General features: G+C 43.0%; 23 protein-coding genes. 1 reads left to right on the forward strand and 22 read right to left on the reverse strand.

Features of this window, described 5'->3' with window-relative positions:
• Positions 1 to 6: 6 nt before the first annotated feature.
• The 14 genes from DWV34_RS11115 to DWV34_RS11180 all read right to left on the reverse strand — a co-directional run bounded on the left by DWV34_RS11115 (position 7) and on the right by DWV34_RS11180 (position 16,173).
• On the reverse strand, positions 7 to 555 hold the full coding sequence (locus DWV34_RS11115) for a response regulator (protein WP_009291163.1): 549 nt from the start codon (positions 553 to 555) through the stop codon (positions 7 to 9).
• A 131-nt stretch (positions 556 to 686) separates the two neighbouring features.
• The gene (locus DWV34_RS11120) at positions 687 to 1,343 is read right to left on the reverse strand and encodes a glycoside hydrolase family 25 protein (protein ID WP_006565419.1); all 657 of its coding nucleotides are present in this window, start codon (positions 1,341 to 1,343) and stop codon (positions 687 to 689) included.
• A 60-nt stretch (positions 1,344 to 1,403) separates the two neighbouring features.
• Positions 1,404 to 1,874 carry an SsrA-binding protein SmpB gene (gene smpB / locus DWV34_RS11125; RefSeq protein ID WP_006565420.1) on the reverse strand — a complete coding sequence of 157 codons (471 nt, stop codon included), beginning with the start codon at positions 1,872 to 1,874 and terminating at the stop codon, positions 1,404 to 1,406.
• Positions 1,837 to 4,008 (reverse strand): ribonuclease R, encoded by a 2,172-nt coding sequence (rnr, locus tag DWV34_RS11130; RefSeq protein WP_009291161.1) that lies wholly within the window; start codon positions 4,006 to 4,008, stop codon positions 1,837 to 1,839. Before rnr ends, smpB begins: the two co-directional genes overlap by 38 nt.
• Positions 4,009 to 4,143: 135 nt before the next feature.
• Complete coding sequence (secG, locus tag DWV34_RS11135) at positions 4,144 to 4,380, reverse strand: preprotein translocase subunit SecG (protein WP_006565422.1); 237 nt, start codon at positions 4,378 to 4,380, stop codon at positions 4,144 to 4,146.
• A gap of 81 nt (positions 4,381 to 4,461) precedes the next feature.
• Entirely contained in the window at positions 4,462 to 7,263 is a 2,802-nt protein-coding gene (locus tag DWV34_RS11140; RefSeq protein WP_118476231.1) for a hypothetical protein, read from the reverse strand.
• Positions 7,264 to 7,378: 115 nt separating this feature from the next.
• Positions 7,379 to 8,674 (reverse strand): phosphopyruvate hydratase, encoded by a 1,296-nt coding sequence (gene eno / locus DWV34_RS11145; RefSeq protein ID WP_009291158.1) that lies wholly within the window; start codon positions 8,672 to 8,674, stop codon positions 7,379 to 7,381.
• A gap of 123 nt (positions 8,675 to 8,797) precedes the next feature.
• Positions 8,798 to 10,339 carry a 2,3-bisphosphoglycerate-independent phosphoglycerate mutase gene (gene gpmI / locus DWV34_RS11150; RefSeq protein ID WP_009291157.1) on the reverse strand — a complete coding sequence of 514 codons (1,542 nt, stop codon included), beginning with the start codon at positions 10,337 to 10,339 and terminating at the stop codon, positions 8,798 to 8,800.
• Positions 10,340 to 10,434: 95 nt separating this feature from the next.
• Positions 10,435 to 10,746 carry a type II toxin-antitoxin system RelE/ParE family toxin gene (locus DWV34_RS11155; protein ID WP_009291156.1) on the reverse strand — a complete coding sequence of 104 codons (312 nt, stop codon included), beginning with the start codon at positions 10,744 to 10,746 and terminating at the stop codon, positions 10,435 to 10,437.
• 3 nt (positions 10,747 to 10,749) lie between these two features.
• Complete coding sequence (locus DWV34_RS11160; protein WP_039930805.1) at positions 10,750 to 11,022, reverse strand: type II toxin-antitoxin system Phd/YefM family antitoxin; 273 nt, start codon at positions 11,020 to 11,022, stop codon at positions 10,750 to 10,752.
• A 152-nt stretch (positions 11,023 to 11,174) separates the two neighbouring features.
• The gene (gene tpiA, locus DWV34_RS11165; protein WP_039930792.1) at positions 11,175 to 11,924 is read right to left on the reverse strand and encodes a triose-phosphate isomerase; all 750 of its coding nucleotides are present in this window, start codon (positions 11,922 to 11,924) and stop codon (positions 11,175 to 11,177) included.
• A 39-nt stretch (positions 11,925 to 11,963) separates the two neighbouring features.
• Positions 11,964 to 13,157, reverse strand: a complete 1,194-nt coding sequence (locus DWV34_RS11170) for a phosphoglycerate kinase (RefSeq protein WP_006565429.1) — start codon at positions 13,155 to 13,157, stop codon at positions 11,964 to 11,966.
• 156 nt (positions 13,158 to 13,313) lie between these two features.
• Positions 13,314 to 14,330, reverse strand: coding sequence for a type I glyceraldehyde-3-phosphate dehydrogenase (gene gap, locus DWV34_RS11175; protein ID WP_009291154.1), 1,017 nt, complete (start codon positions 14,328 to 14,330; stop codon positions 13,314 to 13,316).
• A gap of 169 nt (positions 14,331 to 14,499) precedes the next feature.
• Entirely contained in the window at positions 14,500 to 16,173 is a 1,674-nt protein-coding gene (locus DWV34_RS11180) for a Na/Pi cotransporter family protein (RefSeq protein ID WP_009291153.1), read from the reverse strand.
• 158 nt (positions 16,174 to 16,331) lie between these two features.
• Between DWV34_RS11180 and DWV34_RS11185 the strand changes: the two genes are divergently transcribed.
• Positions 16,332 to 17,141 (forward strand): histidinol-phosphatase HisJ family protein, encoded by an 810-nt coding sequence (locus DWV34_RS11185; protein ID WP_022261372.1) that lies wholly within the window; start codon positions 16,332 to 16,334, stop codon positions 17,139 to 17,141.
• Between the two features lie 65 nt (positions 17,142 to 17,206).
• Here DWV34_RS11185 and DWV34_RS11190 read toward each other — a convergent pair whose 3' ends face one another.
• The 8 genes from DWV34_RS11190 to DWV34_RS11225 all read right to left on the reverse strand — a co-directional run bounded on the left by DWV34_RS11190 (position 17,207) and on the right by DWV34_RS11225 (position 24,821).
• Positions 17,207 to 18,076, reverse strand: a complete 870-nt coding sequence (locus DWV34_RS11190; RefSeq protein ID WP_022261371.1) for a radical SAM protein — start codon at positions 18,074 to 18,076, stop codon at positions 17,207 to 17,209.
• Positions 18,077 to 18,104: 28 nt separating this feature from the next.
• Positions 18,105 to 18,782, reverse strand: coding sequence for a L,D-transpeptidase family protein (locus DWV34_RS11195; RefSeq protein WP_225103669.1), 678 nt, complete (start codon positions 18,780 to 18,782; stop codon positions 18,105 to 18,107).
• A gap of 207 nt (positions 18,783 to 18,989) precedes the next feature.
• On the reverse strand, positions 18,990 to 20,111 hold the full coding sequence (gene nagA, locus DWV34_RS11200) for an N-acetylglucosamine-6-phosphate deacetylase (RefSeq protein ID WP_118476235.1): 1,122 nt from the start codon (positions 20,109 to 20,111) through the stop codon (positions 18,990 to 18,992).
• Positions 20,108 to 20,845, reverse strand: coding sequence for a glucosamine-6-phosphate deaminase (gene nagB, locus DWV34_RS11205; RefSeq protein ID WP_009291147.1), 738 nt, complete (start codon positions 20,843 to 20,845; stop codon positions 20,108 to 20,110). Before nagB ends, nagA begins: the two co-directional genes overlap by 4 nt.
• Positions 20,846 to 20,932: 87 nt before the next feature.
• The gene (gene nagE / locus DWV34_RS11210; protein ID WP_118476237.1) at positions 20,933 to 22,393 is read right to left on the reverse strand and encodes an N-acetylglucosamine-specific PTS transporter subunit IIBC; all 1,461 of its coding nucleotides are present in this window, start codon (positions 22,391 to 22,393) and stop codon (positions 20,933 to 20,935) included.
• A gap of 36 nt (positions 22,394 to 22,429) precedes the next feature.
• Complete coding sequence (locus tag DWV34_RS11215; RefSeq protein WP_006565448.1) at positions 22,430 to 22,927, reverse strand: PTS sugar transporter subunit IIA; 498 nt, start codon at positions 22,925 to 22,927, stop codon at positions 22,430 to 22,432.
• 9 nt (positions 22,928 to 22,936) lie between these two features.
• Complete coding sequence (gene licT / locus DWV34_RS11220; protein ID WP_009291145.1) at positions 22,937 to 23,791, reverse strand: BglG family transcription antiterminator LicT; 855 nt, start codon at positions 23,789 to 23,791, stop codon at positions 22,937 to 22,939.
• 256 nt (positions 23,792 to 24,047) lie between these two features.
• A complete protein-coding gene (locus DWV34_RS11225) occupies positions 24,048 to 24,821 on the reverse strand; it encodes a GntR family transcriptional regulator (RefSeq protein WP_009291144.1) in 774 nt (257 codons plus the stop codon).
• Between the last annotated feature and the right edge of the window lie 152 nt (positions 24,822 to 24,973).

Raw genomic sequence — 24,973 nt, forward strand, 5'->3', positions numbered from 1 at the left:
GCAGAATCACCGGTTATGCAGCCTCAAATACCGTGTCAGGATTTGATCTAACAGCCTGATGTCAATGGGTTTTGGCATAAACCCGTCAAACCCCTCTTTCTTAAACAACTCCTGTGCTTCTTTCGTCACATTGGCTGTTAACGCTATGACCGGAACCGCCCTCTTTTTTTCATTCGGCAATGAACGGATCACTTTTAATGTTTCAACACCGTCCATCTCAGGCATCATATGATCTAAAAAAATAAGATCATAGTCCACTTCCGTCACCGCCTGCACAGCCTGCTTTCCGGAGTCTGCACAATCAATCTGCATCTGGTACGGAGCCATCAGTGCCTCCGCCACTCCCAGATTGATCTGGTTATCGTCGACAAGCAATATTTTTGCCTCCGGGATCGGCCGTATCATGGAACTATCAAATTGGCCGGCTGTCCGAAAGACCTTCTTTTCAGAATACATCATATCTTCCAGTCCAAAGCAAAACAGCGGAGAATAAACAGCCGGCTTCTGAATCCCATATGCGTCTTCTTCCTGGCGCAGAAGTACGATACCTTTCACCGGACCACACCGCTTCACTATAAAATATTATACCATGGATCACTGTAAATGTGTGTGGGGGGGGAGGTTTCCTTAAAAAAATACCCCATTCTGCAGCATGCCGTCTCCGGCATATACAGAATGGGAATCTTTTATTCTTCTTCTCGTCTTGTCTCCGGACACAGGCTGTGCCTATCCGTTGGATTTCTCTTTTCATAATCTTTAAAACTGTAATCCATGTCCACTTCGCCCCGGATGCCTCTGACCCTTCCGGAATCGGAATACTGCCACATATCAACATCATCCACTCCAAGAACATGCTGGTATTTCGCCAGCCAAAGTTCATATTCTCTGAGACGCCGTATGTCAAAATAATCCTCTAAATCAGAGAGATTTGTATAAAACATCGGTCTGTATCCGGATCTTCGGATCTCATCACAGAACTCTCTTGTAAAGTCTGTTGCAAGATCTTTTGTGATCGTAACACCATGTTCTCTCGCATAATCAATGGAATCTTCTTCAAAATCAAAAGCTACTGGGTATTCAACCCGATACCTTCTGATGATCTCTACACATTGTTTCGCCTCTCTTCTAGCCATCTCTCTTGTATATGCATAACTGAACCAGTAGATTCCGAGTGGGATTCTCTCACGATTGCACTCTCTTGCATTCCGTTCAAACTCCTGATCTATATTTCCATCGCCGAATCCTGCCCTGACCATTGCAAATTCTATCCTGTCTTCTCTGACTCTTCTCCAGTCAATCCGGCCGTCGGCATAGCTTACGTCAATACCCTTCCTTCTGTGCATACTGTCCTCCTGTCTTTTTGTAATTATAGTATGCTCCAAAGAAAGTGCCGTTCCATTGTCCTAACCCAGATTTCTGACCTTAAAGTCTCTCATCGCTTCTCTTTGCTGATCTTTCTTTGCGATATCCTGTCGTTTATCATACAATTTCTTACCGCGGCACAGTCCGATCTCAACTTTGACCAGACTTCCTTTAAAATAAACCCGCAGAGGAATCAATGTATAGCCTTTTCTGTTTACTTCCGACATCATCCTTGTAATCTCGGAACTGTGCATTAAAAGCTTCCTCTCTCTGAGAGGGTCTTTGTTGAAGATATTTCCCTTCTCATAAGGGCTGATATGCATCTGTTTCACAAAAACTTCTCCATTGTCAATGCTGATAAAGGCTTCCTTGATACTGCAGTGTCCCTGCCTCATAGATTTTACTTCTGTCCCAAACAATACGATGCCTGCCTCAACCGTCTCCTCGACAAAGTAATCATGACGTGCCTTTTTGTTATTCGCAATCAGCTTTGTTCCGCCCGTCTTCGCCATGTTCATCCTCCTCAATCATCTCAAAATCAATATTCTTCAAAATCTTATCGACTCCGGCTACAACGATCTCTACCGGCTGTCCCAGCTTCCACTTACGCCCTGTCCTCTCTCCTGTCATAGAATAGGACGACTCATCATAATTGTAATAATCCCCGGGCAGCTTGGACACATGGACCATTCCCTCGATCGTGTTCGGAAGTTCCACATAAATGCCCCATCCGGTCACTCCCGAGATCACGCCTTTGTACTGCTGTCCGATATGGCGTTCCATATACTCTGCTTTTTTCAGTTTTTCTACTTCCCGCTCCACTTCATCTGCCCGCCGTTCCATCTTGGACGACTGCTCTGAGACTTTTGTGAGTATAGACTCGTAATGCCGGATTCTTTTGGCATTGAGCTTTCCCCTAAGAGTTTCTTTGATGATCCTGTGAATCTGCAGGTCCGGATACCTTCGGATCGGCGAGGTAAAATGACAGTAATAGCTTGTAGATAATCCGAAATGTCCTGAACTCTCGGTTGTATACCTGGCCTGTTTCATAGATCTCAGGGTGAGCCTGCTGATCAGCGCCTCCTCCGGAGTGCCTTCCACCTTTGTCAGAAGTTTCTGTATCTCTTTCGGATGGATTTCATCTTTTTTAAGCTTCAGAACGATCCCAAAATTTTCAAGAAATGTCCTGAGTTTCTTGACTTTTTCTCCATCCGGATTGTCGTGGGTACGATACACAAATGGTATTTCCTGCCAGTAAAAATTCTCTGCTACCGTTTCATTCGCGAGAAGCATGAAATCTTCAATGATCTTAGTTGCCTTATTCCTCTGGGACGGAATCACGTCGACTGCCTTTCCGTCATCATTCAGTACAATCTTCGATTCAGGAAAATCAAAATCCACGCTTCCCCGTTCATGTCTCACCTCACGTAAAATGTCAGAAAGCTCTTTCATCTGCTCGAACATCGGAACAAGTTTTTCATATCTCTTCCGCTCTTTTTCATCCCCGTCCAGAATCAGTGCCACACTTGTGTATGTCATGCGTTCATCCACATGGATGACAGTTTCGGCAATGCGGTGTCCCTTGAGATTTCCTTTCTTGTCAAGATCCATGATACAGCTCAGTGCCAGCCGGTCTGTGCCTGCATTCAAAGAGCAAATGCCATTGGAAAGCTGATGAGGCAGCATCGGTATGACCCGGTCCACCAGATAGACACTGGTCCCTCTTTTCAGTGCTTCCTTATCCAGTGCAGAGTTTTCCTTCACATACTCGGAGACATCTGCGATATGGACGCCCAGCTGATAGCCTCCGGGTGTTTTGGTCAGTGTGATCGCATCATCCAGGTCCTTGGCATCTTCTCCGTCTATGGTCACCGTCTGCCAGTCCCTCAAATCCAGCCGTCCTTCCAGTGAAGATTGTTCAATGGCCGAAGGCACTGCTCCCACTTCTTTTTCGACATCTTCCCCAAACTCCGTCGGAATATTGTATGCCTTTACAATGGATAAGATATCCACTCTGGGATCGTCCCTGTGACCTAGAACCTCCAGTATCCTGCCCTCCGGACTTTTTCCTAAATCTCCGTAGTCAACAATCTTTACAAGGACCTTAAATCCATCGGTAAGATTTCCGCACTCCTCTTTCGGAATGAAAATGTCACTGTCAAATCTCAAATTATCCGGAACCACAAATCCATAACTTTTACATTTTTCAAATGTACCGACTATTTCGGTCATCCCCCGTTCCAGAATCTTTACAATTCTGGCTTCTTTGCGCCTGCCGTTCCTGGCCCGTTCCTCCGTAACTTCAATCTGTACTGTATCTTCATGGAAGGCTCCGTTCATATCATTTTCATTGATATAAAAATCGTCTTCTTCTCCTTCCACCGAAACAAATCCGAATCCCTTCTGGGTACATACAAACGTTCCGGTCAGAGTCTTCTTTGACACCGGGCTGTATTTTCCTCTCTTAGAGACTTCCACAACTCCCTCATCAACGAGTTCATGAAGAATCTGAACAAACTCTTTTCTGTCTTCCGGCTCTACCTGCAGTAAATAGCCGATCTCTTTTTGTTTCATAGGCTGATAGTGTTTATCATAAATCAGATCTCTGATTCTTTTTTTTCTTTTATCAAATAATTCCTTTTCCATTATCTTTCCTTTACTTTCTGCAAAAATGCTGTACGATTCGGAGCATTTCTCATTCCACAGGAAGGTACGCAGAACTTTGCTGCGGAATAAAAAAACACTTCTTAAACATTATCTGCTTAAAGAAGTGTTTCCATTCTAAAGAAATCTGGAACAAAGGAGCGCTGCTGTCACAAAAAAGATGACGGTAAACAGGGTTGTCGCTTTTATAATGTTCCCTTCTCTGGAACGGCCTTTGTTTTTGCTCCAATATGTGCCGGAGGTTGTAGATCCTGTCAGCGATCCCAATCCAGCTTCTTTTCCTTCTTGCATCAATACTAATATGATTAGAACAACGCACGATATTAAAAATAATATAGTTAATGCCGTCTTCATTGCTTCTTCCTCCTAATGTTTCTGCTCACTGCTGATTATTCTAGCACACCTTACCATAAAATGCAAGGATCCGTTTAAATCTCACTTTTTCTTAACGGAAATCTGTGTATAGATGCGCTTTCCTCTGACTTCGCGAAAGCCTTTCAGCCGGAACTGATACTTCTTTTTTGGATTGATTTTTTTCTTCTCAAAGCGGATTGTTCCTCCTCGGGATGTCTCCTTCACTTTTTTATATTTCCCTGACCCTGTTTTCATCTCCACCACATAGCCCTGGTATCCGCTGATATTTGAGTATGTGACCCGTATACTATTTAACGGTTTCCCTCCTTTTGCCTTTCGCATCTTATCATACCGGCGTTTTTTATTCTTCACCCGGTACGGTTTTACTTTAAAATAATATTTACTTCCAGATTCAAGAAGAAGCGTTGCCTTTGTCTGATTTTTTACGGTTTTTACTTTTTTATATCTGCCCTTCTTTCCTCTTTTGGCGTAAATGACGTAATCCGAGCGTCCTTTTGTTTTTTTCCATGAAACCCTGATTTTGGCTTCTTTTACTATATAATAAGTCATAGGTTTTGTTGGTTTCGGCTTTACAGATGTATTTTTTTGCGAACTCGTTGTAGCTGTGAATGAATTCCCTATATTCCCTGACTCAGGACTTCCTGCATCTTTAAAAAATATTCCCAATCCATTACTGCAATTCACTGCCCCATAGACAGCTGTATCGGCCACGGCAAATTTACATTCAGAATCTTCGGCAGCTTTCGTTATATAACTCCCCAACTGAGACCATGTTTCATTTTTTCTGACATAACATTTTGCTGTTTTTTGTCCGTCTTCCAATCTTCCGATCATTAATTTTCCCTGATACATTGACAGAGAGCAGCCGCTTCCCTTGGCAAATTGTGATGTATCGATATCTTTCCACTGTTTTCCGTCATACTCATACAAGTCAATTCCACCCACACCTGCACTGCTGACATAGATACGGCCGGCATCTGAACAGCAGCCGAAAGTATTGGCATCCGTATTAATTTTTCTTAAAAGAGACCATTTCCCATTCACATACTCTTTTACCTGAAGATCAGTATTTCCAAGTATATCTCTGAAAGCTAACACCGGTTTCCCCTGATATAAAGCCATCACTGGCTCAGCAATCGCTGTCAGTCCTCCAGAGACAGTTCCCAAATCTGCAACAGATTTGCCCGTGACCCTTTTGGCTGTCAGCCTGTCTCCTTCATCAAATGCAGTATAAAAACTCTGGTTATCAGCAGCCACAGCTATCTTACCATTTCCTGTGCCTGCAGATGTAAAGATCCGGTTCCATGACCCATTTTCAAATCTGCTGATCACCGTGTGAAATTCTCTTCCTTCTAAATATACAGCATAAATATCATTCCCAACAGCTGCAAGCTTCGGAGAATAAGCATTCGGTATCGTGCCTCCTGCTTCCGTCCAGACATTTCCGGCTCTTTTTTTGACCTCTATTCCATGTTGGTTTTCTGCGGCAAAATATACATCTCCATTTTTAGAAGAAATAATATCATATCTGCCTGTACCCGCTTTCGCAAAAGTACGGTTCCACAGTGATAATTCTTCATAATCGGGCATTGTCATCCGAAAGGTAATAGAATCAGCCGCTTCTCCAACCTGATCGATCACAATACCGCTGTTGTTCCCGTCAGAATAGGTAATTGCATTATCTTTCACTCCTTTTGACCAATCAGAAGTACCGAAACTCGTTCTCCCGCTATTTTTTGATAAAAATGCTTCACTCACATTATCCCTGTTCTCCGGACGAAATACATACAGATAATCGTCTCCTGCTATATTTCCCACTTCCTCCTTTGTAGTATCCACCCGATAAATAATCAGACCGCTGCCTGGAATCTTTGCATCCAGTTCCTCTGAAATTGATTCCCCTTTTTTCCTGTATTCCACTACAAAGAATTCTGTATCTGACATAGGACTTTTTATGACAAAAGAATAATCTTTTCCCTCTGTTCCAAGGGTATACAGCGTATAAGTTCCTGATTTATTTTGTTCCGGAAGATCGATCCAGCCTAACTGCTTCCTCTGCCAGCTCAGAGGATACTGAAGATACATGGAATTCCTCGCCATGACATCCCAGGTATCAACCGGATAATTTATGGCTCCTTCCGAATTTTGGTTCCGGTATAAATCCGGAAGACCAAGCGTGTGCAGAAATTCATGGCAGATCAATCCCTGCTTCTCCACCGTACTCCACAGATTACCCGTGTTTATCAAAACGTAGGGTCCTACATACTTTCCATTTAGGGTTATATTTCCCGAACTATCTGCTTTATGTGGATAAAATACAGAGTCTCTGCTGAAATTTGCCTCATGATGAACCAGGATCATGACATTATCTACTATCTGATCTCCATCAAGATCCACCTTTTCTGAAGGACTGATGATTTTCCCAGCCTTGTCAACTGTCTCTTGCAAAAAACTGGCTTCTCCTGCGTAGCTGTCATAATAATCCATGCTGTGTTCCATTGTGATGGGAACAATTTTTATACCATTATACTGAGGAAACATATTCTTGATTTTCAATTTTCCTTCCGAAACTGCGTCTATGTAAGTAGCCAGGGAGGAGCGGTTGCGTTCTCCCCTTCCATTTAAAATCCGCTCATATGCCGCAAACCCTGTCAGTAGTTCTGAGCCTTTGTCATAAGTCAGTCTTTCCTGATGAGTGTTAAAAAAATCTGCTGTTTCATCCTCCGGAAACTGTACAAACAGGACAACGTTGCACCGCTGTCCTGTTTTCTCTGAGGTCTGTTCTCCATATACAGAAATATTCCAAGTAAGAAGCAGGCAGACTGCCATGATCCACGATAAAACTTTTTTATAATTTCTCATCTTCCGCCCCTCCCGCAGTGAAATATTCTTTTCTTTTATTATACCTTATCGCGCGAAACGCGTCCACCCGAAGGGTATAAAATACGGTGTGCCCTGCGAGTATACTATTGTCGTTCTATAAATACAATCCATACCGCTTGCAGGCTCCCAATTCTTCTTCAATTCTCAGCAGACGGTTGTATTTTGCTGTCCGGTCAGAACGGCAGGGTGCTCCTGTTTTAATCAGTCCGCTGTTTGTCGCCACTGCGATATCCGCGATTGTTGTATCCTCTGTCTCTCCGGACCGATGAGAAATGATTGTTTTATATCCTGCCCTTTTTGCAGTCTCTATGGCATCCAGGGTTTCTGTCAGTGTCCCGATCTGATTCGGCTTGATCAGGATACTGTTTGCCATATCATTCTCAATACCATCTGTCAGACGTTTCTTATTTGTAACAAATAAGTCGTCGCCTACCAGAAGTATTTTTTCTCCCAGACGGTATGTGAGTACTTTCCATCCGGGCGCGTCTTCCTCATTTAATCCGTCTTCAATGGAAAAGATCGGATAATGTTCGGTGAGCTGTTCATAATATTGAACCATTTCTTCAGAATTTCTCCGAATCTCTTTTCCGGTCATCTGGCTCTCACCCGGGAAATAATAAACATCCTCATCTTCATCATAAATTTCTGACGCAGCACAGTCCATAGCAATCATGATCTGTTCCCCTGCCTTATAGCCCGCATTTTCAATGGCTTTTACCAGCAGGTCCAATGCCGCCTCCGAGCTTTCCAGGTTCGGTGCGAAACCGCCCTCATCTCCAACCCCGGTGCTCAGATGATTTTCTTTTAGAATACTCTTTAACTTATGATAAATCTCTGTTCCCATCATCAGCGCTTCTTTGAAGGTCTCTGCTCCAATCGGAGCAATCATAAATTCCTGAAAATCTACCGTGTTATCTGCATGCTTTCCTCCGTTTAAGATATTCATCATCGGAACCGGCAGCTTACACGCGAAACTTCCCCCTAAATACTGATACAGCGGAATGCCCAATCCGTTTGCGGCAGCTCTGGCAGTGGCCAGTGAGGCTCCAAGGATGGCATTTGCCCCAAATTTTTCTTTATTTTCTGTTCCATCCGCTTCAATCATAATCTGATCGATCTCAATCTGGTTCAATGCATTTTTTCCTACCAGACGGTCTGCGATACGATGATTCACGTGATTGACCGCTGTTTCTACTCCCATTCCTCCATAGCGTTTTTCACGGTCACGAAGCTCTATCGCCTCAAATTTACCCGTGGAGGCTCCGGACGGCACCAGTGCGGTTCCAAAATGTCCGTTGGACAGCAATACCTCCACTTCCACCGTAGGGTTTCCTCTTGAGTCTAAAACTTCTCTTCCTATCACATCTTCTATTGACAAGCCATATTTCAACACATTCACATCCTTTACAAGTAATTAGTAGTATTTTATCCAGATTGATGAAAATCCATACATTGAAATACAAAAAGAAAGCAGTATGCTTTCAATACATACTGCTTTCCGTTATATCAATATTTATTTTACTAACAAAGATTTTCCGGTCATATCTTCCGGCTGCTCAAGTCCCATCATTTCGATCAGCGTCGGCGCGATATCCGCCAGGCATCCGCCCTCTCTCAATTTCACACCGTCCTTATAATTTACTAAAATAAACGGTACCTGGTTGATTGTATGGGCTGTAAACGGAGCTCCTGTCACATAATCCACCAGCTGCTCTGCATTCCCGTGGTCAGCACAGATAAACATCTGTCCGTCTGTCTTTTTGATGGCTTCTACCGCTCTGCCCACACATCCGTCCACAGTCTCAATCGCTTTTACTGCCGCATCACAGATGCCGGTGTGTCCAACCATATCCGGGTTTGCAAAGTTAACGATGATCACATCATACTGGTCAGACTCGATAGCTTCCACAAGTTTGCTGCCCACTTCCATGGCGCTCATCTCCGGCTGCAGGTCATAAGTTGCCACAGACGGTGACTTCACAAGGATTCTCTCCTCTCCTTCATTCGGGACTTCTACGCCTCCGTTGAAGAAAAAGGTAACGTGTGCATACTTCTCTGTCTCGGCCAGACGAAGCTGTTTCAACCCCTGTTCTGCCAGGAATTCACCAAATGTATTCTTAATCTCTACTTTGTGGAATGCCACCAGCTTATTTGGAATTGTAGCATCGTATTCTGTAAAGCATACATAAGTTGTCTTAAAGTAACCGTTTGGACGCTCAAAGCTGTCAAATTTGTCATCACAGATTGCCCTGGTGATTTCTCTTGCCCGGTCCGGGCGGAAGTTAAAGAAGATGACAGAATCATTTTCTTTGATCGTGGCAGTCGGTTCTCCATTTTCAGTAATAACAGTCGGCAGAACGAACTCATCGTTCACTTCTTCTTTGTAGGAATCCGCGATGGCATCCACGGCGGAGTCTTTCATTACACCTTCTCCCATAACAAGAGCTTTGTATGCTTTCTCCACACGGTCCCAGCGGTTATCGCGGTCCATTGCATAGTAACGTCCGGAGACAGTGGCAACCTTTCCTACACCGATCTCTTTCATCTTTGCTTCCAGCTCTTCTACAAATCCTTTTCCGGAAGTAGGTGCTGTATCACGTCCGTCTAAAAATGCATGTACATAGACTTTTTCAATATTATTTCTCTTTGCGAGTTCTAATAATCCATACAGATGTGTATTGTGGCTATGTACCCCGCCATCAGATACTAATCCCATTGCATGAAGTGCACTTCCATTCTTCTTACAGTTTTCTACTGCCTGGAGCAGCGCTTCGTTCTCAAAGAAATCTCCATCCTGGATCTCTTTTGTGATTCTTGTCAGCTCCTGATATACGATTCTTCCGGCACCCATATTCAAGTGTCCCACTTCAGAATTTCCCATCTGCCCTTCCGGAAGGCCTACTGCCATGCCGGATGCATTTCCCGGAACAAACGGGCATGTCTTCATCAGTTCGTCCATGACCGGTGTATTGGCTGCCGCAATCGCGTTGCCTTCTTTCTTATCATTCAATCCGTAACCATCTAAAATCATTAAAACGGTAGGTTTCTTGCTCATTATTATCTCCTTTATCTTCATTGGCTGTCAATTTATAATCCGTTAATATTATAACGATTTTTGATAATTAATTCAACCTGAGAATTGATATTTCGTCACAGCAGATTCTTATATTCTCTTCGTCCGTCAAAGATTGCGTAGATGATCACTTTTTGATGAATCTCTTCAATCTTATAGAAAATCAGATGTCGCTCGATAATCAATACCCTGTATCCCTGTCTTTTTAAAATAGAATATCTTGGAACCTTTCCGCTGTAAGGAAAATCTCCAAGCCGAATCACTGCCTTCTCAATTTTGTCTAAATAAGAATTCGCAATATTAATATCTCCGGAATTATCTGCTATATAAAAAATAATATCCCTCAACTGGTCCTCAAACTTATCTGTCCGCAATATATGATACTGCATATTCTATCTCCCTGCATTGAGCGCAGCCCGAATATCATCGAACGTTCCCTGTACTGTATCTATTCTTCCGTTTTTTACATCTTCTTCTGCTTCTGCTAAAGATCTCAATAATTCCAGCTCCGCAGTCATTTGATTATACTGCTGTAATCCTAAGACCACTGTATCTCCCCGCCCATTGACCGTAATAACGACCGGTTCTCTCGACTCTCTGCACTTCTTTGAAATTTCACTGTAATGATTTCTTAAATCCGATGATGGCCTTATCTCTGCTTTCACTTGATCACCTTCTTTCTCTATAGTCATATTATATCTTAATTTGCCTATAAATACAACTTTCAAAACGGCTGGATCATCTTCTACATGCAGCAAAAAGTCCAGTGAATATACTGAAACAGCATATTCACTGGACAAACAAAATTCCAATACTATTATTTGTAGTTTACAATCTTACCAAAGTCCGGTTTTAAAGAAGCTCCTCCGACTAATCCTCCGTCGATGTCGTCCTGTGCGAATAATTCCGGTGCGCTTGCAGCAGACACTGAACCGCCGTACTGGATGCGGATGGCGTCAGCAGTAGCCTGATCATACACTTCTGCGATACACTCACGGATCGCTTTACAAACTTCCTGAGCCTGCTCTGTTGTTGCAACTTTTCCTGTACCGATTGCCCAGATTGGCTCGTAAGCGATAACAGCAGTCTTTGCCTGATCTGCAGTCACACCCTGGAATGCAATCTTGATCTGCTGGCGAACAAAGTCAATGGTTACGCCCTGTTCTCTCTGAGCAAGAGTTTCTCCGCAGCAAACGATCGGAGTGATTCCGTGTTCAAAAGCTTTTAAAACTTTTTTATTAACCGTCTCATCTGTCTCAGCGAAATATTCTCTTCTCTCTGAATGTCCGATGATGACATATTTTACACCTAAGTCCGTCAGCATGTTTGGAGCGATCTCTCCTGTGTAAGCACCGCTCTCTTCATAGTACATGTTCTCAGCACCGATGTTGATGTTGCTTCCTTTTGCAGCTTCGATCGCTGCCGGAATACAGATTGCCGGTACGCAGAATACTACATCAGATGTTTCACTCGCTACCAATGGCTTTAATTCGTTTACTAAAGCTACGGTCTCGCTAGGTGTTTTGTTCATTTTCCAGTTTCCTGCTACGATTGTTTTACGCATAATGGTATACCCTCCGATTACTTTCCTTGATAGTTAAAATACTTATTTATCATTTGCCGCTGCAACACCCGGTAATTCTTTTCCTTCCAGGAATTCCAGAGATGCACCGCCGCCTGTGGAAATATGTGTCATCTTATCACCGAAACCAAGCTGGTTTACTGCTGCTGCGGAATCTCCTCCGCCGATGATCGTTGTAGCATCAATCTCAGCCAGTGCCTCTGCAACTGCCACAGTTCCTGCCGCAAAGTTCGGCATCTCGAAACATCCCATAGGTCCGTTCCATACAACTGTCTTTGCATCTTTTAAGGCATCCGCAAATAATGCTCTTGTCTTCGGTCCGATGTCAAGTCCCTGCCATCCTGCTTCAATTCCGCCTCTCTCTACGGTCTTGATGTTGGCGTCATTGGAGAAGTCATCTGCCACTACGGTATCAACAGGGATCAGCAGGTTCACACCTTTTTCTTTTGCTTTATCCATCATTTCTTTTGCATAGTCTAAGTAGTCAGCTTCCAGTAAGGAATCTCCGACTTCTTCTCCCAATGCTTTCATGAATGTATAAGCCATACCGCCGCCAATGATCAGTGTATCAACCTTGTCTAAAAGATTGTTGATAACAGAAATTTTAGAGGAAACCTTGGCTCCTCCTAAAATCGCTACCATAGGGCGTTCCGGATTGTTGACTGCATTTCCTAAGAAATCGATCTCTTTCTGCATTAAGTATCCTACAACTGCAGTGTCTACGAACTGTGTAACTCCCACGTTTGAACAGTGAGCCCTGTGAGCAGTTCCGAAAGCATCATTTACAAATACATCGCAGAGGCCTGCAAGTTCTTTGCTGAATTCTTCCCCGTTCTTTGTCTCTTCTGCTCTGTAACGTGTATTCTGGAGTAAAATGACATCTCCGTCCTGCATTGCATCTGCTGCTGCTTTCGCATTCGGTCCTACAACGTTATCGTCTGCTGCAAACTTTACTTCCTGACCTAATAACTCACTCAAACGTGCTGCTACCGGTGCAAGAGATAATTCCGGTTTTGGCTCTCCTTTCGGTTTTCCTAAATGAGAGCAGAGAATGAGTTTTCCGCCGTCTGCGATTAACTTCTTTAATGTAGGAAGGGCCGCAACCAAACGGTTTTCATCTGTGATCTTTCCGTCCTGAAGCGGAACGTTGAAGTCACAGCGCACTAAGACTTTCTTTCCTTTTACGTTGATATCATCTACTGATTTTTTGTTTAACATGTTCTTTCCTCCTGGGATTTCTTATAGGATTAAATCGAATGCCTATCCTGTCGGATCGCTTTCTTAAAATACAAGAAACAGGTCCGGTCCAAAAAGACCGGACCCGTTTGAGTCTTTATAACTGCACTGAATCGCGAAGCTTGTCCGCATCCACAATTATGCTAATTCTGCAAAGTATTTGATTGTTCTTACCATCTGGCTTGTGTAAGAGTTTTCATTGTCATACCAAGAAACTACCTGAACTTCGTATAATCCGTCACCAACTTCAGTAACCATTGTCTGAGTTGCATCGAATAAAGAACCATATTTGATTCCGATGATGTCAGAAGATACTAATTCTTCTTCTGTGTATCCGAAAGACTCTGTAGCTGCTGCTTTCATAGCTGCGTTGATTCCGTCAACAGTTACGTTGTCACCCTTAACTACTGCTGTTAAGATTGTTGTAGATCCTGTCGGAACCGGTACACGCTGAGCAGATCCAATTAATTTTCCGTTTAATTCTGGAATAACTAATCCGATAGCTTTTGCTGCTCCAGTAGAGTTAGGAACGATATTAACTGCTGCAGCACGTGCTCTTCTTAAATCACCTTTTCTCTGAGGTCCGTCAAGAGTCATCTGATCTCCTGTGTAAGCATGTACTGTTAACATGATACCAGACTGAACCGGTGCATACTTGTTAAGAGCATCAGCCATAGGCGCTAAGCAGTTTGTTGTACAAGAAGCTGCTGAGATGACTGTGTCTTCTTTTGTCAATGTTTCGTGGTTTACATTGTATACGATAGTTGGAAGATCGTTTCCAGCTGGCGCAGAAATAACAACTTTCTTAGCTCCTGCCTGAACGTGTGCAGATGCTTTGTCTTTAGATGTATAGAATCCTGTACATTCTAATACAACGTCTACGTCTAATTCTCCCCAAGGAAGTTTTGTTGCGTCTGCTTCTGCATAGATTTCAATTTCTTTTCCGTCTACTACGATTGAAGATTCTTTTGCTTCTACTTTGTCAGCTAATGCATATCTTCCCTGTGCAGAATCATACTTTAATAAGTGTGCTAACATCTTAGGATTTGTTAAATCGTTGATTGCTACAACTTCATAACCTTCAGCTCCGAACATCTGTCTGAATGCAAGACGTCCAATACGTCCAAATCCATTAATCGCTACTTTTACTGCCATCTCAATTCCTCCTAAGTCTTGAATGAATAATTTAATGTTGTCTGTCAATTGTCAATCTATTGACAAACTTCCTTTTTATTTTAAACAATATGTCCAAAAATATCAAGTCTATTTTAGCATTTCTCTCATGTATACAAAATCATATCTTTGTACAAGATTACCAAAAGCTTTATTTCTCATTCTCATCAATGATATAATTGGCAATATTGTCTGCATAGTCAGAAATACGCTCCAGACTTGTCATCATATCAATATAGATCACACCAGCCTCCGGCAGGCAGGATTCCCGTTCCAGCCGTTTAATATGCTGTTTCCGGTACTGTTTTTCTATTCTGTCTACTTCTTCCTCTCCCTGAATGGCCTGTTTCGCAATTTCCACATCATCTTTCTCAATCGCTCTGATGGCATAATCAAATGTTTTAATGACCTGTGCCGTCATTTTGTGCAATTCGTCCTTTGCCAGATCAGAAAATGCAATTTTGTCGTCATGCTTCGTCTGCATAAATTCGGCAATATTCTCTACGTGATCTCCCGCTCTTTCAATATCCGATATAGTGTAGAATAAATCCGTGACAATTTTACTCTGTTTCTCCGTCAGCGCCAGATTGCTGATCTTCACAAGATATCCGGTGATCATAGTTTCTAAATGATTGATGACCTTTTCATCCCTGAACACCTTGTCCAGCTGTTTCTCACTCGGCTGCGGATTCATAGCTTCCTTTGTAACGCGCTTCATATTCTTCAGAACGATGTCACCCATGCGCACTACTTCTTTGACTGCGTTTTCCACCGCAAAAGAAGGAGTTTCAAGAATACGCGGATCCAGATGGCGCAGCACCATCTCTTCTACTTCCTCGTCTTCCTCATCTTCCGGCTCTTCATGGATAATCAGTCCTGACAGTTTCACCAATACATTGGCGAACGGGAACAGCAGTACGGTAACTGATACATTGAAGATAGAATGGAAAATAGAGATCTCCGTACTCGAAATATGCTGCATAGCCAAATGGTCAAATACGCCGAAGAAAATGGTCATGATAATTCCATAGATAGCAGCTCCGATGATGTTAAAAGATAAATGGATCACCGCCGCCCTTTTTGCGGTTTTATTTGCTCCCGCACTGGATAAAAGAGCCGTGATACATGTACCGATATTCTGCCCCAGCGTAATAAAAACGGCGGAGCGCCAGTTTACAATGCCCTTCATGGCAAGTGTCTGGAGAATACCCACGGATGCGGAAGAACTCTGAATGATCGCTGTAACGACAGCTCCTACAAGAATTCCTAAAATAGGATTCCCCCCGAGAACTTCAAAAGCCTTTGCGAAAATAGGGCTGCTCTGATATACCCCGATGGAACTGGACATAAAAGAGAGTCCAATAAAGAGAACACCGAAACCTACGGCAATCTCTGCCTTCTGGTTTAACTTTTGTTTATTTGAAAAAGTTACAATAAATGCTCCGATGGCTAAAATCAGCGGTGCAAAAAATTCAGGTTTCAGCGCCCCTGCCCATTCATTTGCCGATACAAGCCATGCGGTGATCGTAGTTCCGACGTTCGCACCCATAATAACGCCTGCTGCCTGGGTAAGGTTCATGATGCCTGCATTCACAAAACCTACGACCATAACGGTAGTTGCCGAACTGCTCTGGATGATGGCAGTGACCAAAGCTCCCACTAAAACTCCTAAGAAGCGGTTGTTGGTCAGATATCCCAGCAGCTGCCGCATCTTATTGCCGGCAGTCTTCTGCAGTCCGTCCGCCATCACATTCATTCCATAGAGAAACATACCTAATCCGCCGGCAAAGGCAAACAGGTTCCCCAGATGATCTAATGTACTCATTTTTTTTCCTCCTGTATTAAACATCTTTAGTTTAACATAAGGTAATTGTTCATTTAAAGTAAAACTTTTGTAACTTATCTGATTTTCATGTATTTTTTTTAATAATTATATATAATAAGATTAAAACCAATCATATTTTTAAATATAAAGGAGACGCCATGATTCATTCAGACTTTCATTTACATACCAGTCACTCTTCTGACTCACAGGCTTCAATGGAATCCATGATCTTAAAAGCCATAGACCTTGGTCTCACCAAAATCTGTTTTACAGAACATCAGGATTACGGTTATCCTGAAAATAAAGAAAATTTTGATTTTCTGGTGGATCTACCCTCATATAAATCTGAATTATTATCATTAAAAGACAAATACAATGACCGGATAAAGATTTTATTCGGCGCCGAAATCGGACTGATGCCGACAACTTATGACAAATGCCGGGATTTTGCCCGCTCTGATGATTTTGATTTCATCATCGGTTCTACTCATATTGTTGACCAAATGGATCCATATGAACCTATATATTTTGAAACATATCCTGGAAAAAAAGGTCTTTTAAGATATTTAGAGGTGATACTCCAGAATGTCAAAGTCTATCATGACTACTGCGTATATGGTCATCTGGACTATGCCGTGCGCTATTGTCCCGATAAAAACTATCAGTTTATCTATCAGGATTACGCCGATTTGATCGAAGAAATTTTAAAAACCATCATAGAAGACGGAAAAGGGATCGAGGTCAACACCGGCGGATATAAGTATGGTCTTGGATATCCGAATCCCCATCCGGATATTCTCAAACGCTATTTGGAACTGGGGGGAGAGATTCTGACGATCGGCTCTGACGGACACTGTCCGGAGCATATGGCATACGACTTTCCAAAGCTCCGGGAACTCCTCACTTCTCTCGGCTTCCGGTTCTATACCATTTTCCAGAACCAGTCACCGGAATTTATTGAGCTTTAATATAAAAAAAGAAGGAAAATGTACATGTAATTACACTTTCCTTCTTTTTTCTGTCACTGAAGAATTTAAAATCCTCTCATCCATTCTTCTTTCAAATGCAGATTGCCCTGTATCGCCTCATCTAGCTTCGCGATCATTTTATCCCTGTCTTCATTCAAGGTTCCTCTCAAATTGACATAATTGGACGCATGGTTGGACCGGAAGATGCATCCCGGACAGTCCATATGTTCCAGCATCAATTTTGTCTCTTTCAGATTATCATAGGGAGTGATCAGTTCAAACTCTCCGCTTCTGATCTTTTCTTCCAGCGGAAGTCCGGGTTCTATCATCAATGTCAGCAGGCCTATATAATCCGGTTTCATTGCAGAAAAAACTTTCCCTGTATCAACCGCATGCTCCATCCACAGCTTTTTTCCTCCCAGCCCTGAAATAGCCGTCACTGACAGCCGGATACCCGCCTGTTTTATCTTGGATGCAGACTGTATCATCTCATCCGGCGTGGCTCCCTTTTTCATGAACTTAAGCACCTGGGCATTTCCCGATTCCAGGCCCATGTATACCATATCCAGACCGTTTTCTCTCAGTTCCCGGAGTTCCTCTTTCGTTTTGATCATCACACTCTTAGGGGAAGCATAGCAGGTGACCTGCCGGCACTCCGGAATTTCTTCACGAATATATTTAAGAATCTCGTTCAGATATTCATTTTTACAAATCAGGGCATCTCCGTCTGCGAGAAAAATCTTTCCGATTGAATTGTAGTACTCTCTTGCCTCCCTGAAATCGGCCAGAACATCCTGAAGCGGCCTCATCCTGAATCTTTTTTCTTTGTACATATTACAGAAGATACAGTCATTCTGGCTGCATCCGATGGTCACTTGTATGATCAGACTGTATGCCTCACTGGGCGGTCTGTACACCATTCCTTCATATTCCATTTGTCTTTCCTCCTGGTAACTTTCAGTTTTATTTTCGGTAAATGCAGATCCTTGCCCCTGATTCCGCATTTTTTATGATCTTCTTCATGTTCTTCCGGCTTACTGCAATACATCCTGCCGTGTACGGCTTCTTTCCTTTACAGTGGAGAAATATTGCAGATCCTTTTTTATATTTATGTTTTGGATTATAATTAAGAAACATTCCATAATAATAATGTGGTTTATAGTCAATCAGATGCTCTCCGCGGCAGCGGTGCTTCTTTTTTCTCACGTCTATCAGCCGATTATAATATTTTTTATCCCCGCACCAGTAGAGGTACTTATTGACTCTGGTATAATTCATCTTTGCACCCGGATTTTTTTTGATCCCAAAAGCACCTGTGAATCCAAAAGTGCCGGAAGGTGTCTTCAGATCTCCTTCCCTCTTCTTGTGGATTCCTTTTTTCCCTACATAACCTTTACATTTCAAAATGCGCTTCCATTTATGATCTCTTTTTTGATACATATAGACAGTTGCTTTTGATTTCTTTTTGTATTTCACAAAAATCAGCTGGTTTACTGACTTGTTATACCGGTACTGACTGAACTTTTTTTGCCATATTGTCTGTTTAGACGCTGCATAGGCCGTTCGGGTTTCTAAATTTGTTCCTGCCATATTCCAAATGAGCACTGCCATAAGAACGATTGCCATCCATCTCTTTTTCATCACTATTGTATTCTCCTACTGGGCTATTATACACAAATATAAGAAAGAAAAAAAGAGTTTTTACCAATATTATTTGTATACAAACAATTTATATACTAAATATATTTTCCTCCAAACTCGAGAAAGAGCGCATAAAACCTGTCCTAAAAATAAAAAAAGTACCGGAGTCCGCATTTTCTGCGTATCTCCGGTACCTGATAACTTTTATTATTTGTGATTCAGGATCTCTCCCTTTTTTATGACCGCTTTGATCTCCAGGTCTTTATCCAGCAGGACAACATTCGCATATTTTCCCTCTGAAATACTTCCATAGCTGTCATAAATGCCAATGGATCTGGCCGGATTCTCAGTGGCGCATTTTACTGCACTGTTCAGTGGGATTCCCATTGTCTTGACGGCAGTTCTCAGACAATCCATGAGATTGGTTGCAGAGCCTGCAATCGCGCCTCCTTCGGCAAGAGTAGCAAGATTGCCGACCACCTTCACGTCCTGTCCTCCCAGCTGATAAGTTCCGTCTTCCATTCCGGTAGCCATCATACTGTCACTGATCAGAATGATCTTATCATCCCCGAACATCTTAAACGTTGTTCTCACGGCGCTCGGATGGATGTGGATACCGTCACAGATCAGCTCGACATGCAGTCCGTGATCACATGCCGCTCCGATTACCCCTGGTGCCCTGTGGCTGTACCCCGGCATGGCGTTGTAAAGATGCGTCACATGGCTGACTCCATGTTCAATCGCTTTGACCGCGGTTTCATAATCCGCAGCCGTATGTGCGATCGAAATCACCGCCTCATCCTTAACCTGACGGATAAATTCCATTGCGCCCTCAGTTTCCGGCGCAATGTCCACCAGCTTAAACAGACCATTGGATGCCTTTTGAAGTCTTTCATACATTGCCACATCCGGTTTATGGATATAGGCCGGATTCTGTGCGCCTTTTTTGGCCTCATTGATAAACGGCCCCTCCATATTGATTCCAACCAGATCTGCTCCGCTGTCCCCATTGTAGGCTGCCGCCGCCTTGGCGATGGTCATCAGTGTTTCTTCCGGCAGAGTCATCGTTGCAGGACATATGGCAAGCACTCCATTTTCTGCCTCATAAGAAGCAATTTCTCTTATAGCTTCCTCTGTTCCGTCACAAAAATCGTGTCCTACACAGCCATGGAAATGAATATCGATCAGCCCGGGAACCGCATAGCAGCCTTCGGCGTCCAGAATCTCATCATTCTCTGAAGAACTGCTGATCCTTTCACCGTCTGTACAAATATCTTTTGTCCTGAAAACCCCGTCCTCACAAAAAACATCTGCGTTCTTTATAATCATAATAAATCCTCAACCTCTGACAGCGCATCCGCATCTGCTACCAGAATCACATCATTGTGAAGCTGTAAGATAGATGCAGGAACTTTCGGGGTAACCGGTCCGAAAAATGCTTCTTTTACAATGCCTGCTTTTTCTTTTCCACTGATAATAAGAAGAATTTTCTTTGCTTTCATGATGGATTTGATTCCCATAGTATACGCCTGTCTCGGCACATCTTCTTCTTTCTCAAAGAATCTTTTATTGGCATTGATTGTACTTTCAGTAAGGTCCACACAGTGAGTCTCTTTCTCAAATGCTTCTCCCGGCTCATTGAAGCCGATATGGCCGTTGTGTCCGATACCCAGAAGCTGAAGGTCAACTCCTCCCAAGTCCTCAAGCACCTGATTATATCTTGCACACTCTTTTTCAGAATCTTCTTCCATACCATTCGGAATGTTGATGTTTTCAGGCTTGATATTTACCTTATTAAAAAGGTATTCATGCATGAAATAGTCATAGCTCTGGTCATTTTCTTTTGGAAGCCCTTTGTACTCATCCAGATTCACTGAGGTTACCTGACTGAAATCCAGGTCATCCTGCTCATACCAGTGCACCAAATTTTCATAAATCCCGATCGGAGAGGAACCTGTAGCCAGTCCCAAAACACAGTCTGGCTTCGTGATAATTTCCGCAGAAATAATATTTGCTGCTTTTCTGCTCATGTCCTTGTAATCTTTTCCCTTAATAACTCTCATCTTGTACTTCCTTTCTATAATGCGGGGAAACAGTATCTGATGTCTCCCTATATGTTATCCCTAATTACTTACAATATAACGCTTAATTTACTTTTCAGCAAGTTTTATCAATTCATCTGCGACAAACTGGACTTTCGTTCCCACAATAATCTGGATACTGTTTTTGCCCGGACGGATGATTCCTGCAATTCCAGCAGATTTGATCTTCTTCTCATCAATCTGATCCTGGTCTTTGATTTCCAGACGGAGCCTTGTAATACAGTTGTCGATGGAAGTCAGATTTTCTTTTCCGCCAAGACCTTCCAAAATAATCTGTGCTACTTTTGTAAAGTCATCATCGGCCAGCACTGCATTTTTCTCTTCTTCTACATCGTCATCTTCCTCACGTCCCGGAGTCTTTAAGTTGAACTTCACGATGATAAAACGGAACAGTACGTAGTATACTACAAAAGCGATGACTCCGAGAATCAAAAGCATCCACGGTTTATTTGCCATAGGGAGTCTGGAGCTTAACAAAAAGTCAACCAAACCTGCACTAAAACTGAACCCTGCGGTTGCATGGAGCATTGCAGCCACTGCCACAAAGATACCGGTCAGCAGTGCATGGACAACATAGAGGGCCGGAGCCAGGAACATGAAGGAGAATTCCAATGGCTCTGTAACACCGGTAAAGAAGGAAGCAAAGGCTGCCGCAATCAGTAAACCTGCTGCAATCTTTTTCTTATTATCTTTTGCCGTATGGTACATAGCCAGTGCTCCTGCCGGAAGACCGAACATCATAACCGGGAAGAATCCTGCCTGATACATACCTGTGATACCTTTTGTTCCGGTTCCAGCCCAGAAATTACCGATATCATTGATTCCTGCAACGTCAAACCAGAATACAGAGTTTAATGCGTGATGTAATCCTGTCGGGATAAGCAGTCTGTTAAAGAATGCATAGATTCCTGCTCCCACAGGTCCCAATCCTACGATGCTCTCCCCAAATTTGACTAATACATTATACAGTGGAGGCCATGCAAAATACAATATACCAGATACCACTAACATAAGGGCTGAAGTTATGATCGGCACACAGCGTTTTCCGCTGAAGAAAGATAATGCGGTCGGCAGCTGTACTTCTCCGAATTTGTTAAAGCATCCCGCTGCGATCAGACCGGACAGAATACCTACAAATGCATTTTGAATCTTTGAGAATGCAGGTGCTACTTCTTCTACCGGGATATTCAGCAGAAGGGCGATGTTGTCACTTTTCAGAATGGTTGTGACAACTAAGTACGCTACGAGGCCGGAAAGTGCTGCAGCCCCGTCCTTTTTCTTTGTCATTCCAAGTGCGACACCTACTGCAAAGAGGATCGGCAGGTTATCGATGATGGCCCCTCCGGCCTTCACAAGGAAAACTGCCACTGCGATTGGTGCTTTGTCTGCGTTAGCCGCCATAACATTGGGATCGATCAGGTATCCGATACCCATCAGGATTGCCGCTGCCGGAAGAACCGCAACCGGAAGCATCAGCGCTTTGCCTAGTTTCTGAAAATATTTCATCATAATATAATCTTCCTTTCTATACTAAAATCCATCTCTTTACTTTTCTCTTAACCGGATGATCACTTCCCCGGCTTCTGTCTCTTTCCCGTGGAAACATTCAATCTCCGTGTAATTCCCTTTTTCACAGATTACCACCGGAACTGTCACATCATATCCTGCCTCCTTAATGGCATCCATATCGAAGGTCAGCAGCAGATCCCCGGCTTTCACCGGATCTCCGGTATTCTTGTGTGACGTAAAATACTTTCCCTTTAATTGGACAGTATCAATCCCCACATGGACGATCATCTCCACGCCGTCCGGACCGGAAATACTCACCGCGTGTTTGGTTTCAAACATCACTCCCACTTTTCCGTCCACCGGGGATACGACTCTTCCCTCTTTCGGCACAATGGCTACCCCCGGTCCCAGAATTTCTCCTGCAAACGTGGGATCTTTTACTTCATTCATCGGGATCACGGTCCCTTTCATCGGTGACAGTACATCTGCCGACCTCACTTCCTGCTTAAACGCTTTCTTAAAAGACTCAAACATATTTCCCTCCTATTTACTGATGTTCTTTGTCTGATTGCTGCTTTTTATGCGTTCAATATGCATTGTCAAGTATACAATCTCACCTTCCGACATCTCTCTGCGGTATTCCTTTTTAATATACTCTGCAATCTCTCTGCTGCACTGATATTCGTCCGGATACATCGCCGAGATCATCTTCCTGAGCTCTGGTTCAATCTCGTCCATCCCTCCTCCTGACATAACTTTTCTTGACAAAAATTTGAGGTGTGTGATAAATCTTTCATAGTTCAGAGAAGTTTCCGTAAGTTCCATCTGAAAATAATCTTTCACTTTATCTATAACATTTTTGATAAAGGTGGTAATCTGAACCGTATCCCGGACCTTCGTGTCATACTCCGCGCTGACCACATGGAGTGCAATGGATACTGCCTCATCCTTGGGAAGTCTTACTCCCAGGTCTTTTTCCACAATTCCCAGGGCATACTCTCCGATCTTATACTCCAGGTCATAGAACGTTTTCACTTCCCTGCTCAATGGATTCGGATACATCATATCCTGCTCCATTCTCTGAAGCGCAAAGTTGATATGGTCTGTCAGCGTAATGTAGATGTTTTCATTGAGTTTCGTGTCGAGAATTCCTTTCGCATACATGATGATGTTGCTGCACGTATTTAAAAGCTCCATCGGAAGATCTGTGATCAGCTCCTTAAACCTCTGACTGACTCCGGCATCTTCCAGATGAAAAATTTTCTGGATCTTGCTCTCGTCAACGACCTTTCCTTCTTTTCCCTTAAATCCCAGTCCGGTTCCCATCAAAATGACTTCATTACCGGCTTCATCTGTGGAACTGACTACGTTGTTGTTGATTACCTTCGTTATCTTCATAATGCCTCTCCTCATAAACATGAACAAAAGAAAAAAAACCCAATTCTACAAGAGCGGTACAAGTTTCCCTCAAAAAACTTTCCCTTCTCGTAAAATCCGGTTTTGCCTGCCGAACAGTGACAATCCTCGAATAATAAATATCACCAGTTATTCTTCTTTATGCATTCATTATATCCGCAGGCTTGACAGATGTCAACCCCCTAAATTTTGATTTATATACAAATAATACAACAAGAAATTGAAAAGCGCCGGCGTACTACTGGCGCTTCTCTCTCATAACCTTGTCTTTTACGTGATCCTGATTATATACCTGCATCTGTATCAGAGTCTTATATGCATCAGCCCTCGTCACCGCATATTCCAGCATATTCCCCTGCTCATCGTACGTCACTGTGGAAGAAATCGAGATCGGGTCCCCTGGTTTCAGATCCAAATGCATGGCATCATACTCGGATGCTTTAGAAATTTCTATGGTTTTGTCCGCTTTAAACGGCACATGACCGTACTGACAAAGTGTGTTGTGCAGAGAACGGTCTGAAAAATCATACTCCGTAAGCTCAGGGCAAAGCTCATAGGGAATATATGCATTGGCCAGAGAATACAATTTGCCGTTGATATACCTCAGACGCTCCAGATGAAACACCTTGGCATTTTTGGGAAGTCTCAGCATCACAGCAACCTCTTTATCTGCAATCTCAATCTTCTGCAGCAGAACCTTACTGCTCGTATAGTCTCCCCTCAGACTAACCTGATTGTAGAAAGCAATATCTGAGAACCTCATATCATTATTCGCATCCACAAACTCCTTATTGCCGATAAAAAACGCTCCTTTTCCTGTCAGCCTTATGATACATCCTTCATCCTCAAGGATTTCAAGTGCCTTTCTGACTGTAGGCCGGCTGACAGAATAAATATCGCACAGTTCACGCTCCCCCGGCAAAGGAGAATAGTATGGCTTGTCCTTATAGTCTGCCAAAATGGAATCTCTCAGCTGCATATACAGCAGCTGCTTTTTTTTCACTTCACTCATACGCCCTCCTTTGTATAAGAGACCTCAGTTCTTAACGAATATTACCCCAGATACCTATAGTATACACCATAAATCCTGTTGGATAAAAGCGGTTTTTTAAATATACATTTGTTTAGAAAAACAGAGAGCAAGCCATTATTTAACCGGCTCCC

It is taken from the genome of Anaerostipes sp. AF04-45 (genome assembly GCF_003461725.1).
GTDB classification, from domain to species: domain Bacteria; phylum Bacillota; class Clostridia; order Lachnospirales; family Lachnospiraceae; genus Anaerostipes; species Anaerostipes caccae.